This window comes from Flavobacterium sp., from assembly GCF_044371705.1.
In the GTDB taxonomy this organism is placed as follows: domain Bacteria; phylum Bacteroidota; class Bacteroidia; order Flavobacteriales; family Flavobacteriaceae; genus Flavobacterium.
Genome location: NZ_JBILTE010000001.1, coordinates 20489 through 35441, shown reverse-complemented (window position 1 = coordinate 35441; position 14953 = coordinate 20489). Strand labels below are relative to the sequence as shown.

The following is a 14953-nucleotide window of genomic DNA, read 5'->3' as shown; positions in this document are numbered from 1 at the left end:
ATTAGATTAAATAACAAACCTGCAAAATTGTTTCGCAGGTTTGAAAGTTATGAAAATATTTTTAAAAAATGATTAGCGAACACCGTGCATCATTTTTTTGATAAATGGTGTCAAAAGAAACAATATTAATGCTGCAATACCACAAAGTACAACAAACACCATAAAGAAATCGTATAAATTTTGAATTTCAAAACCGGCAAACATTGAATAATGATCGTTAATTTGATTATCAGCCAATAATTTAAGTTGTTCAGCAGTTGGCGTAATTGATTTATCTAAAACACCTTGCAAGTCAATTCCTAATTCATTTGCTTTTTTGAATTTATCTCCTGTTGCCGGAAGAATTGAACCCAATGTTCCTGACAAAGCATACCCTGCCGCACTTGAAATAAAGAATACTCCATATGCAAGAGATGCAAATCGTTTTGGAGCCAATTTACCTACTAGCGACAAACCGATAGGTGACAAACATAATTCAGCAACAGTTTGTATTAAATATAATAATATCAACCATTTAATTGCTAATAAACCTGTGTTACCGAGGTCTTTTACATTATTTGCAATGATAAAATAACTAACCGCAATTAATAATAATCCAATTGATTGTTTAACTGTTGATAATGGTTCTATATTTCTTTCTCGCAATTTATCCCATAACATACTAAACGGAAAAGCTAACATTACAACGAAAAGTCCATTAAATATTTGCACCATTGATGGTGGCATATTCCACCCGAATATATCTCTATCCGTTTGGTTATCAGCAATAAAAGTTAAGGAAGAACCTGCTTGTTCAAAAGCTGCCCAAAAGAAAATGATAAAAAATGACATAATATAAATCACCCAAATTCTGTGTGTTTCTACCTTTGTCAATGTACTATCCAATAAAATTAGTGTTGCAAGTGCCACACCACTGCCATAAATAAATGGATAAATATAAAGCTTCACAACATTATCTCCTTCAGTATATAAATTAAAAGCAAAGAAAACCGCTAGAAAAACAGCAATTGCAATCATTATTGATTTCGTTGAAAACACCGCCTTCATAGACTCCCCTTCTTCATAATCTCCTGAATCATGACCTGATGGTAATCCACCAATAGGTTTGCCATCTGGACTCACTACATATTTATTTTTTAAGAAATAAAAAATGGCAGTTCCGATAATCATTGCGATTCCTGCTGCTAAAAATCCGTATTTAAAAGCATGTATATCTCTTATCATACCTAATGATCCGTCTGCTAAAACTACTTCATTGTTAACATCTCCCACAAATGGACAAATGAACTGACCAAGGAAAGCTCCAATATTTATCCCCATATAGAAAATAGTGAAAGCTGTATCTAATTTGCTTTTCTCTTGTTTTGGATATAAACTTCCCACCATCGAGGAAATATTTGGTTTGAAAAAGCCGTTTCCAAAAACAATAATTCCTAATGCTGACCATAATAAGGTATTTGCCAAGCCCAAATTTGTACTGAAAATGCTTGCACTGAAAAACAACATAATTTGTCCTACTGCCATCATCACTCCTCCAAGCATGATACAATTTCTATTTCCGAAGAAACGGTCTGCAATAAAACCACCTAACATAGGTGTCAAATAACAAAGTCCTAAAAATCCGCCATAAATAATAGAAGCTTCTTCTTCTTTCATTAATAAGGCGTTTACCATGAACAAAGTTAAGATGGCCCGCATTCCATAGAAATTGAACCTTTCCCACATTTCGGTTCCGAATAGTACCCAAAGCCCCTTTGGATGTCCTGATTTTACTGCTACTTCACTCATAAAATTTGTTTTGGTTAGTTATAGGTTTTCTTTAATATAGTTAGTCATTTTAGTATACAATTGCAAGCGAATTTTTCCTCCATAAATACCGTGATTGGTATCCGGATAGATGGCTTGGTCAAACTGTTTATTAGCCAATTGCAAGGCTCGAATCATTCGCGTTGCATTTTGAAAATGTACATTGTCATCGGCTGTACCGTGAATAATCAAATAATTGCCTTTGAGTTTATCTACGTGATTAATAGGAGAATTATCATCATAACCACTTGCATTTTCTTGTGGTGTTTGCATGTAACGCTCGGTGTAAATGGAATCGTAAAAACGCCAGTTGGTTACGGGGGCAACTGCAATAGCGGTTTTAAACACATCGTTTCCTTTTAGGATACAGTTACTCGACATAAATCCGCCATAGCTCCAACCCCAAATGCCGATTCTAGTTTTGTCAATATACGCGTAATTTCCTAGAACTTTTGCTGCATCAATTTGGTCTTCTACTTCATATTTACCCAATTCCTTTTGAGTTACTTTTTTAAAAGCAGCTCCTTTAAATCCCGTTCCTCGTCCATCTACACAAGCTACTAAATAACCTTGTTGAGCCAGTAGCATGTGCCAATAATCATTTGAATTCAACCATTGATTGGCTACTTGCTGAGAACCAGGTCCGCTATACTGAAATAAAAGTAAGGGATATTTTTTAGAAGCATCAAAATCTTTTGGTTTGATGATGTATGCATTCAACTTGTGTCCTTTTTCGGTAGTGAGTTCGAAAAATTCTTTGGTAGGAAGATTGTATTTTTCCAATTTTGAAGCCAACTCAGTATTATCAACTATTGATTGAATTTGTTTACCGTCTTTTGATTCATGCAAAGTAAAAACTGTTGGTTCGGTTGAACTAGAGAACGAATTGATAAAATATTGAAAATTCGGACTGAAAGTCGCTTTGTTTGTTCCCATTTTTTGAGTTAAACGAACTTTACTTTTCCCATCTAATTTGATTTTATAAACATCTCTGTTAACGGAACCATTTTCGACCGATTGGTAATAAACCTGACCGTTTTTCTCATCAAAACCATAATAGGAGGTCACTTCCCAATTTCCTTTGGTTATTTGATTGCGAAGTTTCCCGCTTTTGTCATAATGATAGATATGATTGAAGCCATCTTTTTCGGAAGTCCAAATAAAACTATTATCTTTTAAAAAGGTCAAATTATCGGTAACATCTACATAAGCGGCATCTTTTTCATTCAAAACCACTTTTGTGCTACCGGTTTTAGCGTCCACAAAAAGTAAATCCAAATTGTTTTGATAGCGATTTAATACTTGAATACTTAAAGTATTTGCGTCATTCGTCCATTTCATTCGAGCAATATAAAAATCATTGTACTGACTTAAATTAATTGTTTTGGTTGCATTTGTAGCTACCTCGTAAACATGCAAAGAAACCAAAGCATTCTTTTCACCTGCTTTTGGATATTTAAATACCTCTTGCGAAGGATATAATTCATTTCCAAAAACATCCATTGAACATTCAGGAACAGCTGTTTCGTCAAATTTAATGTAGGCAATATGTGTGCTCGAGGTATTCCAATCAAAAGCTCTAACAAAGGCAAATTCCTCTTCATACACCCAATCTGTGATACCATTGATTACTGAATTTTTCACACCATCATTGGTAATCTGCGTGTGCTTTTTTGAGGCACTATCAAAAACGTACAGATTATTTTGATAACCGTAAGCAATTTTCTTTCCATCGGGAGAAAAAGTTGGCTCTTGAATTTTGTAATCGGCTACCTTTTGTAATGATTTTAAAGCAATGTCATAAATATAAAAATCGGCAACCGATGAATGCCGATAGATTGGATCTGAATTCAAGCCAATTAATAATTGCGTTTCGGTTGCATTAGAAGTATAACTGTCAATCGAAGTAAGCTCCGCATGATTTTTAGTATCTAAAAGTGTATGAATCTTTTTTAAAGTCGCAAAATCATACAAATCAATTTGAAAAGTCTTGGCGACTCTATCATAATTCAAAACCGTGTATTGATTGGTGTTTTTTAAGGATTGCAGAGCATCCATTCCTTTGGTTCGGAACGTACCGGAAGCCCAAATGTCTTCCAATGTTATTTTTTGTTGTGCTAAGGCAGTTAATGAACTGACTAAAAATAAGAATAGTACCTTTTTAAACTGATTCATTTTTGGTATGTTAAAAAAACGTTCAATTTTAGTGAAAAAAATGGAATAATTCGTGGTTTTATGTGTTAAATAGCAATATTAGAATTTTTAGTGTGTTTGTTATATGAAAATTAAACATCGGATTTTAAATTTGATTAAATTTGTAAATAAAAACGCAATCAAATGGAAACTATCAGAATTCAATTTCAAGCTAATTTAAAAGCAAAAATTCTTGCCTTACTGAGTTCATTTCCAGAGAATGAAGTTCAAATTATTCAAGAAGATCCATTTTTTGAAAAGAATAAAAACATTTTGCATACGGAACTGGAAAATATTGAGAGTGGAAAATCAAAGTGTATTTCAATAGAAGAATTGGATTTGGTAATGGAAAAAATAATCTCAAAATATGAAGATTAGTTTTTCTGAAAAATTTATTAATTCCCTAGCCGATCAAGTTGAATTCATTGCAAAAGACAAACCAAAAGCTGCACGAAAATTCAAAAATGATCTGCAAAAAAACCTCCTAAAGGACTTAAAAAATCCTTTTCATTTTAGAAACTCAATTTATTTTAATGATGAATCAGTAAGAGATTACATTTTCAAAGGTTATACCATTGTATACAAAGTAAAAATGGATACTAAAGAAATAATTGTATTTGGTTTAATTAAATACAAAAATTCGCTTTAATTTTTATCCTCATAACCAGTATCTTTACAAAATTAAGCACTCAGCATGAACCACGAAGTTTCCGGATTTTCAAAATTATCCAAGATTGAAAAGATCAATTGGATTGCTCAAAACTATTTTTCAGAACCTAAAGTTGCCGTTGCATTACTTCAAAACTATTGGAACAGTGATGAAAAATTGCAGCAATTGCACGATGAATTCATTGAGAATACCATTTCTAATTTTTATTTACCGTTAGGAATTGCACCAAACTTCAACATCAACGGGAAAAATTATACTGTTCCGATGGTTATTGAAGAAAGCTCTGTAGTTGCCGCAGCTGCAAAATCAGCCAAATTCTGGTCCAATCGAGGCGGATTTAAAACTACTGTTTTGAATACCGAAAAAATCGGACAAGTACACTTCATTTATAAAGGCGACACCTCGAAGTTAGATACCTTTTTCAAGCAAACCAAATCAAAATTTTATTCTGAAACCGAAAGCATTACCAAAAACATGCAAAAAAGAGGTGGCGGAATTTTAGATATAGTTCTAAAAGACAAAACGTCCGATTTAGAAAATTACTTCCAATTACATGCTACTTTTGAAACCAAGGATAGCATGGGAGCCAATTTTATCAATTCTTGTCTAGAACAATTTGCTAAAACCTTGAAAGCAGAAGCTCAAAATTATGCTCCTTTTTCTGAAGAAGAAAAGAACATTGAAGTAGTTATGAGCATTCTTTCCAATTATGTAACTAATTGTATCGTACGAGCAGAAGTTTCATGCCCTGTTGCTGCGTTGGCAGAAAAACACATCGAAAACCCAACTGAATTTGCCGAAAAATTTGTGCGTGCTGTTCAAATTGCGGAAATAGAACCGTACCGAGCCGTTACCCACAATAAAGGAATTATGAATGGTGTAGATGCTGTGGTTTTGGCAAGCGGCAATGATTTTAGAGCTGTGGAAGCCGGTGCACACGCTTACGCCAGTAGAAATGGAAAATACAGTAGCTTATCACATGCTAAAATTGAAAACGGTATTTTTAGTTTTTGGTTGGAAATTCCGTTAGCTCTGGGAACCGTTGGCGGATTAACATCGTTACATCCTTTGGTTAAATTAAATTTAGAAATACTCGAAAAACCTTCCGCCCAACAACTGATGCAAGTGGTTGCAGCAGTTGGATTGGCACAAAATTTTGCAGCTTTGCGTTCGTTAACTACAAAAGGCATTCAGGAGGGTCACATGAAAATGCACTTAAATAATATTTTAAATCAATACCATGCAACGGGTGAAGAGCGAATAAAAGTACTGGAGTATTTTAAAGATACCACCATTTCGCATGCATCAGTTGCTGAATATTTAGAACTCTTACGAAAATAAAAAGCCTTGAAACAAACTTTTTACAGCAACGGAAAATTATTAATCACCGGTGAATATGTGGTTTTAGACGGTGCAAAAGCACTTGCTCTACCAACAAAATTCGGCCAAAATCTAGTTGTAGAATCCGGAACAGCTAATGAAATCCATTGGAAAAGTTACGATTCGGATGGTAGTTTGTGGTTTACAGATACAATTCCGTTTGAAAACATTCTTTTTCCAAAAAAGTATACCGGTGAAAATGCAGTTTTAAAAACATTACTGGAAATTTTACATGAAGCTTATCTATTGAATCCAATTTTTTTGGAAGGCAATAAAGGCTATGCAATCAAAACCCAACTGTCTTTTCCAAAAAAGTGGGGCTTAGGCACTTCCTCTACGTTAATCAACAATATTGGTCAGTGGTTAGGCATTAATGCGTTTACACTTTTAAACAATAGTTTTGGCGGTAGTGGTTATGATATAGCTTGTGCTCAAAACAATTCGCCAATTATCTATCAGCTGCTAAATGAGGCTCCGCTGACTCATCAGGTTCCTTATTTGCCGGAGTTTCGCAATCAATTGTACTTTGTCTATCTAAACAGAAAACAAAGCAGCAAATCGGCAATTTCAAACTACATCAATAAGCAAAATGATCTTTCCAAAACAATTACTGTCATCAATAAGATTACTGAAACCATTGTATCAACAAATGATTTGAAAACATTTATGTATCAAATTGAAAAACATGAAAGCTTGTTAAGTGAAGTTTTAGAAATGAATACGGTTAAAGAAGCATTTTTTGATGATTTCAAAGGAGTTGTGAAAAGTCTAGGAGCTTGGGGTGGTGATTTTGCTATGGTCATTTCCAAAACAAATCCAAAAGAGTATTTTGAAGAAAGAGGTTACACTACCTTGCTAACCTATGATGAAATGATTTTAAAATCATAAAAAAAGCCCCGATAAATCGAGGCTCCTATGTATAGTATCAGCAGTTGAATTAGTAATTAAACTCTATTCTTTTATCTTTCACTTTCGCTTGATCTTTTAGAGCTACAAAAAGTCTGTTTACAGCATTTGCACTTTGTGATTTCAAACCAGTTAATTGTGTAGTATAATCTTCTGTTGGAAGAGCTTTTTGTACTTCTGCTGTTTTGATTACATAAACTGCAGTATTTCCAACAATTGCAGTTGACAATTTGCTTTTCTCTAAAGCGATAGCATCACCAACAACAGCAGGTTCGAATCCAACATTTGGAATCGATGGATTATCAACACTGATACCCGCAGCATTTTGAATCGTTACATTATTTGCTTTAGCGATAGCATCTAATGAAGTTCCCTTCATTTTAGCTTTGATTAGTTCCGCTTTTTTCTGATTTTTCAAAATTGGTTCTACTTGAATTTTTGCCTCTGCCATAGCTAATAAACCTTCTTCATTGATTTTTTTCAATTTCGCAATTACATGACCTACTTTTGGAATCTCAAATCTTTTCACATCATCCAAATCCGTATCCTTGTTAAAAGCCCAACGAACAATTTGTCTTTGATTACCTAATTCACCCACAGCCTCATCTAAACCTTTTGCTTTTACTGCTGGAGCAATAGTCAATTTGAATTGATTGGCTGCATCTGCAAATGCTTTTTCGTTAGCTAATAACTCAAATTTCATCGCTTGTGTATAGGCACTTTCTGTTGTTTCTTCAGAAGCTTCAATTTTTTGAGCGATAGTAGCTAGACGCACTGCATCTTGCTTATCAACAATATTGATAATATGGAAACCAAACTCTGACTCTACTAAACCAATAGAACCAACCGGGTTATTGAATACATAATCATTAAATGGCTTCACCATATCGTTTGGACCAAAAAATCCTAAATCTCCGCCTTTTTGAGCAGAACCTTGATCTTCAGACTCAGTAAAAGCCAACATTAAAAATTCTTCTTTGTTTGCTTTAATTTTAGCGAATAATTCTTCTGCTTTTGCTTTTGCTTGTTCTTTGTTTCTGATTTCTTTCGTTTTGATTGGAGTTCCTTCATAACTAATCAAAATGTGACTTGCTTTTGCTTTTGCTCCTGCTTTACGACCTAGTGATTTTGATAATGCTAAATAGGTTCCAAATTCATAAGGACCGAAAACCTCCCCTTGAGGCAAGTTGAATAATTGTTCTGCAAATTCTGTTGGTAAATCCGACTTAGCGATATACGTTGAGTCGTAAGGGAAATCAGAATTTGTATTTACAAAGTCAATATCGTTTGTAGTATTTTTAAATCCGGGTAAAGTATCGTTAACACCCGTTTCTTTATTATAGATTACTCTTGAACCTAACAAAGCATTTAATTTGTCTTTAATTTCAGATCTGTCTTTGTCGGTTGGTGTATCACCAATAACCACGTATTCAATTTCTCTGGTTTCTTCCGCTTTGTATTTTTTCTCGTTCTTTTTCATGTAGTCAATAATTTCAGTTTCTGAAACTTTAACTTCACTGTCATTGATAGATGAGAATGGAACCGCAACGTAATCAAAAGTTACTTTGTTATTTTCCAATTCATATTTAAATTTTGCATCATTTTTAGTTACAAAATGACCCCCTTTAATTAATGAAGTATAAATCTGATATTTCGCAGTTATGTTTGCATTCAATTCAAGACTTTCAATATATTCTTTTTCTTGTGCATTGGAACTTGATTTGAAATACTCTCTGTATTTATTGATGTCAAATTGACCTAGTTCATTCGCAAATCTTGGATTTGAACCCACATTTTGATCACTTTTCAAGGCTTCAACTAAATGAGATTCTGAAATTCTAATTCCTAATTTTTTTAATTCGTCATTTAATAAGGCAAGATTTACTTCTTGATCCCAAACTCTATTCATCGCTTGAATAGTTGTAATATCTTGTCCGCTTTTTTCAACATTATTAACTTTAACATTGAACTCATCAAATGATATATCGGTACCGTTTACAGACCCGACATTTCTTGAAGTTTGACTAAATCCACCACTTTGAATGACATCTGCCAAAACAAATGAAAAAAGTGCTAAAGCTATGATTACTATAAGAATAAATGAACGCTGTCTAATTTTGCCTAAAATCGCCATTTCTATTAAATTTTTTTAATTCAGTTTGCGAAAATACAATTATCTATGAAATAATAATAATGAATGAAAGATAATTTACTATTTTTTTTGAATAGCTGAAATTGCTGGTGGTTTCAAATTAAATGAATCGTTGAAAATCTGATTATTTGAAGTAAAAAAAAGAGCAGATTGCTGCGAAAACAACTACTGCAATACTTATAAAATTAGTTCTTAATTACCAATTTGATCAATTCAATTTTTTTATTAGAAGCTTCTTCAATGGTAAAATGAAAAGGCTCAATAGAAATTTCTTCACCTACTTGGGGAATTTCATTGGTATGATCAACTATCAAACCTCCAAGAGTGGAATAAGAGTCACTTTCAGGTAGGTTAAATTTGTACATTTCGTTTAAGTACTCCACTTTTAACCGTGTGGAAAATCGATAGGTAAATTCGTTTACTTCTTCTTCAATGAGTGCTTCCTCTTCATCATGTTCATCTTCAATTTCGCCAAAAAGTTCCTCTACGATATCTTCAATGGTTAACATTCCCGACGTTCCACCATATTCATCTAAAACTATAGCTACACTTTTTCTTTTTTTTGTCAAAAGTTTTAAAACATCTTTTATAAACATTGTTTCGGGAACAAATTCAACAGGAATTAAAACGGAATGTATTGTTTTTGGCTTTTTGAATAAATCGAAGGAATGTACGTAACCGATAATATCATCTAAAGAATCACGATAAACCAAAATTTTTGAATAACCGGTCTCTATAAATTTTTCTTTCAAATCCGTCACCGAATCATGAATTTCAACAGCTGCAATATCCGTTCTAGGATTCATAACATCGCGAGCTTTTACACTCGTAAAATCCAAAGCATTTTGAAATATTTGTATCTCAGAATCTACAAAATCATTTGCATGCACACCATCCATTTGTTCTGAAATATAGTTTCCTAATTCAACTTTACTAAAGAGCAATTGCACTTCGTCACCTTCTGTTTTGAAGAATTTTTTTAAAATAATATCAGAGATCCAAATGGTAAAACTGGAAAAAATATATAAAACTAAGTATAAAACATAAGCCGGTACTGCGAAGAATTTGAAAAATGAATTGGCATATATTTGAAAAAAAACTTTTGGTAAAAACTCAGCCGTAACAAGTATTACTGCAGTGGATAGTAGCGTTTGGATTAAAATAATTTGAATCGGAAGATCCTCTTTTTGAGTATTATATTCAGGAAAAATAAATTTAATAATCAAATCCCCCATCATAAAACCGTATACTACCAGAGCAATATTATTTCCCACCAGCATGGCAGCAATAAACTTAGATGGCTTTTCGGTTAATTTTTGTAAAATTTTAGCACTAAAGTTTTCTTGCAGTTTTTCTATTCCTAGGTAGACTTTGTTTGAAGACACAAAGGCTATTTCCATTCCTGAAAAGAATGCAGAAAAAAGCAGACAAATTATGATAACAGTGATTTCCACTACTGTTTTTTATTTTTATCTTGAAATTTGGTATAAAAATGTCTTCTGAAAAAGAACATAAATATTGCTATTCCCGCAAATAAAAACATGATCCAAGGATTTCGTTCTTCAGAACTAAGTGAAGTGATCCCTAAATAGATGAAAAATCCGGCTGCAAATAAATAAAAATATTGAATGTATTTTAGATATGTCATGATTGTTGATTTTTAAATTGCAAAAAAATTATTCCGCTTCATTGATTTCACTGTATACTTTCTGGTAATTGATTTTGGACAAATCTTTACTAAAATCTATACCCTCACCCGTAGTAAAACCTTTATTGGAATCTGTAAATTTAAACTTTTTCTCTGTAAAAAACCATTCATTTTTTTGGTCGTAATATATTTGTTCTGTTTCCAGAATCTGACCTTCAGGGGTGGTAAACTTTACATTCCCTCTTAAATCAATAATGTCCGTTCCTTTGAATGAAATAGCATAATCTGAACGAATGAAACTTTTCTTTCCATTGATTTCATATAAAGTCACATCAATACTTTCGGTAAATTCAGTAAAGGGGTATTTTACGGTTGCATAATCCACCATTTTAGGGCTATACATAATGGCTTTAATTCTGCCGGAATCGGTGTATTTCAAATTAATCGTGTCGGCTTCGCCCGAGGGCATGAATTCTGAAAAATTGAATTTCTGTACCTCTTTAAAGTTGCTTTCACATGAAAAAAAGAGTGTCACAACAAACGCTGTGACACCTATAAAAAATGTATTTTTTATTTTTGAATTCATTTTACAAACTCGGAACCATAATACATTTACCAATCCAACATTTGAAGCAAATTTGTTTTCCAGCCATACCTTCATTAAAAATATCTCCTTTTGTCGGAGCTCTTTGCTCATAAGATGAAGCTGCTTGATCAGCTGTTGCTTTTAAAGAAGAATTCACCTGACCAGCTCTTCTTGCTGTTTGTGCAGCCAACCAGTTCACAGCTCTTTTTTCAAAAGGAGTAGTTCCACATTCATTCACACTATTTGCATATAATTGAGCAATGAATAAATATGCTTTACCAAATGATGGCTGAGCTGCTAATGCTTTTTCTGCATACGATCTTGCCTGTGACTTGTTACTGCTGCCATAAATATTTGCCGCAATAGTATAATAAACATTAGCTTTTTTACCATTATCTTTTTGCAAATCAGCTGATTGATTTAAATACTCAAGAGCTTTTGTGGTGTTTTTCTTGTTGTAATACGATACCCCCAAGTTATAAGCTGACTCCGCTGTAGGGTTCAAAGCGTGTAAAGTTTCTGAAATTTTTGCAAACAATGGGTCAGTAGAACAATTTTTTCTGTCCAAACGTTGGGCTGCTCTTCTTAACCATTCAGCATCGCCTTTTTTCTCTTCAAAACTTTTGCTGTAAAACGGAATCAAACGATCGCAAGTTGCTAATAATTCAATTTTAGCATCCATACTTGTTGCAACTGTTTCAAAAGCTTCAAGATTGCTTTCATATCTGTCAAAGTCTTTTTGTTCTTTGGTTGTTAAAGCTTGACCTGCGTCTTGTTTTTTCAACAACTCATCCTTAGCATCGGATAAAACTTTTGCTTCTTCTTCAACTTTTTCTGCAATAATATCATATTTGTCAAATACATCTTGCAGTTGAATATTCTGCGTGCCAGCTTCATATCCATCTACATATATTTGAAAGTATAATAATAATGCTTTAGGATTTGTAAAATTGGCTTTATCTGTTTTAAAAGTAGTGTCTAAAATTTTATATACTTCTTGCACCGAACCTACATTGTTATCAAATAATGCTAATGCTTTTTTGATGGAATTCCCTTTACCATTGTCTGGAAAATACTTGTCGTAATCATCAAATAAACCCATTTGTTCTCTAACGAATTTTTCCTTTTCTTCCTTCGTTTTAGCGTTATCAATAAAATATTCAATGGTTGGTTCACCATACGCATAAATAGCCTTATGAAAAGATGGACAGATTTTTCTTAACTCAACCAGAGCCGGATACGCATCATTGTAATTTTTAGATTTTGCCAACTCGACAAAGATGGATAACTTATCCGTACACTCTGTCTGAGCATTAACATTCAAAAAATTAGCCAGAACTGCTATAAATACAATTACTTTAGTTTTCATTTTTTTATTTACTTTTAATTATACTTGCTTTTTACAAACCATTTATCGTTCAAATTTAAACTAATTAATAAATTAAAATAGTTTTCTTTGATAAGATTTGCACTTGTTGTACCTCTGGAGCCAAATTCAAAGCCAACAGTAAATGTTGAAATAGAACCCGGCACCGGCAAACCTAAACCAAAATTTATGCCATAATCGATTATGCTTTCCTCACGCACTACTAATCCTGTATTCTCGTAATTAAAGCCGGCTCTATATGTGACTCTATTCCAATAGTTTGTAAAGGAATTATATTTTGGAATATAATATCCGCCAAATCCTATTTTTGTTCCATTTTCAAAGGTGCCACTTTCAATTTCGGAATATCTATTGCCAAACTCATTAAAGTCGGTAAGCGTTAATTGAGCTCCAATGCCAAATTTTGTCTCATCTCCTATCCCCAATCCGAAACTAAATTTAGATGGATTCTTAATTTTTTGATTTACTTTGGTAACTTCTGATTCGTCAGGATTTACAACAACAAATGACCCATTACTTAAGTATTGAACAATAGAAATAGTTGTTGTATTGTAAAAAGTTACAGAACTTTGTGGAGTATAAGCAACGTTTCCGAAGATTGTATATTTTTCATTCAATTTCTTATTGTAGGCTAATCCCGTATTAAATGTAAAACCATCTACTCTTGATTCGTTTAATTCTGAAGTTCCATATTGAACGTTAGAAATAGCTTCAGCGGAGTTTGTAGAAATATTTCCGAAATTATAAGCTGCTTCCACTCCGAAAGACAAAGAGGGCGTAATTGCATATCCGTAGCCCAAAAATGCTCTGTTGACGCCGCCGCTACCTGTAAATCTTCTAATTCGCTCAAAATCATTATCTTCGTCAATAGATTGATTCTCGATTTTGTAACCAACTACTGTATAAGGCATAACCCCTAGTACAAAAGCCGATTTACGTAGAGGTATTCCAACACCAACATAATTTAACGAAGATCTATTAGCCCTTTCTTTGGAACCATCGGCTTGATTAAAGGTGGTTATGTTTTGCGTTCCTCCAATAGTAAAAGTGGTTCTTTTTAAATGAGCGTACGATGCAGGATTCAAAAAATTAATTCGCAAGGAATCTTTAAACACATTAACTCCACCCATGATTCTGTTTTCAAAAGCTCCTTTAAAACTTAATTGTCCCAGACCGTAATAGGAATAGGGTGAAGCTGTACTTTCTTGAGCCATTGTAACTACTGAAAATAGCAAAACAATATAAACTGCGAAATTTTTAATCATTATAGGTATAAAATTGAAATAAATGATTCAAACTCTCCAGAAGGAAATTTGAATTGGCAAATATGGTACTTTTTAATCGTTTAGCCAAAAAATCTGAGTCACCTCCCGTTAAAATTATTGTAAAGTTTTCATAATCTTCTGTAAACCTTGAAATATAACCTTCGATTTCGTGCACCACTCCAAGCACTACACCTGAATGTATGGATTGATTTGTGGAATTTCCAATATACTTTTCGGGTATTTCCAGTGTTAACAAAGGTAATTTTGAAGTGTATTGGTGCAAAGATTCATAACGTAATCTTAACCCGGGAGAAATGGCACCCCCCAAATAATTATCATTTTCATCTACAAAATCAAACGTAATGCAAGTTCCAGCATCAATTATTAATCTATTTTTTTGTGGGTATTGTAAAACTGCTCCGGCCGCCAGAACCATTCGGTCTAATCCCAAAGTTGTTGGTGTAGCATATAGATTATGAAATGGAAATACGTCCAAATGACTGATGAAATGAATTTGAATTTTATCCGAAAGACCTTCAAAAGCCTTTTTTTCAATTGAAGTTACAGCAGAAACCCACACATTAGTTATTTTTTCGTGATTTGAAAAAATATTTTTTAGGTCATCTTGGAAGGTTTCTTTTTCTAATAAGTATAGCTTTAGTAAGCTATAACCCTCAAATACAGCTGCTTTAATTCTGGTATTTCCAACATCAATTGCTACTAACATAAAGTTGATAATTAAAATACGAATGTACAAATAGATTTTTTTAAGTAATTGTTTTGGATAAAATAAAAATCGTTCTATATTTGCACCCGCGTTAGCAACGGTACCTTAGCTCAGTTGGTAGAGCAATGGACTGAAAATCCATGTGTCCCTGGTTCGATTCCTGGAGGTACCACAGAAAAACCCATCAATTAGTGATGGGTTTTTTGCTATTTAATGGAGTCTTTTGCAGCTGA

General features: G+C 33.2%; 13 protein-coding genes and 1 tRNA gene. 5 read left to right on the top strand and 9 right to left on the bottom strand.

Annotated features, from left to right (window positions below; genetic code table 11):
* Positions 1-72: 72 nt before the first annotated feature.
* On the bottom strand, positions 73-1788 hold the full coding sequence (locus tag ACIQ2S_RS00130) for a peptide MFS transporter (RefSeq protein ID WP_396171898.1): 1716 nt from the start codon (positions 1786-1788) through the stop codon (positions 73-75).
* Positions 1789-1806: 18 nt separating this feature from the next.
* Positions 1807-3981 (bottom strand): S9 family peptidase, encoded by a 2175-nt coding sequence (locus ACIQ2S_RS00125; RefSeq protein ID WP_396171894.1) that lies wholly within the window; start codon positions 3979-3981, stop codon positions 1807-1809.
* A gap of 162 nt (positions 3982-4143) precedes the next feature.
* On the opposite strand from ACIQ2S_RS00125, the gene ACIQ2S_RS00120 reads away from it, so the two are divergent.
* The 4 genes from ACIQ2S_RS00120 to ACIQ2S_RS00105 are packed head-to-tail and all read left to right on the top strand — an operon-like array spanning position 4144 to position 6937.
* The gene (locus ACIQ2S_RS00120; protein WP_396171892.1) at positions 4144-4377 is read left to right on the top strand and encodes a hypothetical protein; all 234 of its coding nucleotides are present in this window, start codon (positions 4144-4146) and stop codon (positions 4375-4377) included.
* Positions 4367-4648, top strand: a complete 282-nt coding sequence (locus tag ACIQ2S_RS00115) for a type II toxin-antitoxin system RelE/ParE family toxin (protein WP_396171889.1) — start codon at positions 4367-4369, stop codon at positions 4646-4648. Before ACIQ2S_RS00120 ends, ACIQ2S_RS00115 begins: the two co-directional genes overlap by 11 nt.
* A gap of 45 nt (positions 4649-4693) precedes the next feature.
* Entirely contained in the window at positions 4694-6010 is a 1317-nt protein-coding gene (locus ACIQ2S_RS00110; RefSeq protein ID WP_396171887.1) for a hydroxymethylglutaryl-CoA reductase, degradative, read from the top strand.
* A 6-nt stretch (positions 6011-6016) separates the two neighbouring features.
* A complete protein-coding gene (locus ACIQ2S_RS00105; protein WP_396171884.1) occupies positions 6017-6937 on the top strand; it encodes a GYDIA family GHMP kinase in 921 nt (306 codons plus the stop codon).
* Positions 6938-6986: 49 nt separating this feature from the next.
* On the opposite strand, the gene ACIQ2S_RS00100 is transcribed toward ACIQ2S_RS00105, so the two are convergent.
* From ACIQ2S_RS00100 to ACIQ2S_RS00070, 7 genes are all read right to left on the bottom strand, one after another.
* Complete coding sequence (locus ACIQ2S_RS00100) at positions 6987-9089, bottom strand: peptidylprolyl isomerase (RefSeq protein WP_396171880.1); 2103 nt, start codon at positions 9087-9089, stop codon at positions 6987-6989.
* A 203-nt stretch (positions 9090-9292) separates the two neighbouring features.
* On the bottom strand, positions 9293-10561 hold the full coding sequence (locus tag ACIQ2S_RS00095) for a hemolysin family protein (protein ID WP_396171877.1): 1269 nt from the start codon (positions 10559-10561) through the stop codon (positions 9293-9295).
* The gene (locus ACIQ2S_RS00090) at positions 10561-10755 is read right to left on the bottom strand and encodes a hypothetical protein (protein WP_396171873.1); all 195 of its coding nucleotides are present in this window, start codon (positions 10753-10755) and stop codon (positions 10561-10563) included. Before ACIQ2S_RS00090 ends, ACIQ2S_RS00095 begins: the two co-directional genes overlap by 1 nt.
* Positions 10756-10783: 28 nt before the next feature.
* Positions 10784-11341 carry an LPS export ABC transporter periplasmic protein LptC gene (gene lptC / locus ACIQ2S_RS00085; RefSeq protein ID WP_396171869.1) on the bottom strand — a complete coding sequence of 186 codons (558 nt, stop codon included), beginning with the start codon at positions 11339-11341 and terminating at the stop codon, positions 10784-10786.
* A 1-nt stretch (position 11342) separates the two neighbouring features.
* Positions 11343-12710, bottom strand: a complete 1368-nt coding sequence (locus ACIQ2S_RS00080; RefSeq protein WP_396171865.1) for a tetratricopeptide repeat protein — start codon at positions 12708-12710, stop codon at positions 11343-11345.
* A gap of 14 nt (positions 12711-12724) precedes the next feature.
* The gene (locus ACIQ2S_RS00075) at positions 12725-13993 is read right to left on the bottom strand and encodes a hypothetical protein (protein WP_396171863.1); all 1269 of its coding nucleotides are present in this window, start codon (positions 13991-13993) and stop codon (positions 12725-12727) included.
* On the bottom strand, positions 13986-14720 hold the full coding sequence (locus ACIQ2S_RS00070; protein ID WP_396171861.1) for a type III pantothenate kinase: 735 nt from the start codon (positions 14718-14720) through the stop codon (positions 13986-13988). The genes ACIQ2S_RS00075 and ACIQ2S_RS00070 overlap by 8 nt, the downstream gene beginning before the upstream one ends.
* A 99-nt stretch (positions 14721-14819) precedes the next feature.
* Here ACIQ2S_RS00070 and ACIQ2S_RS00065 point away from each other — a divergent pair.
* Positions 14820-14892 (top strand) — tRNA-Phe (locus ACIQ2S_RS00065).
* The last annotated feature ends 61 nt before the right edge of the window (positions 14893-14953 follow it).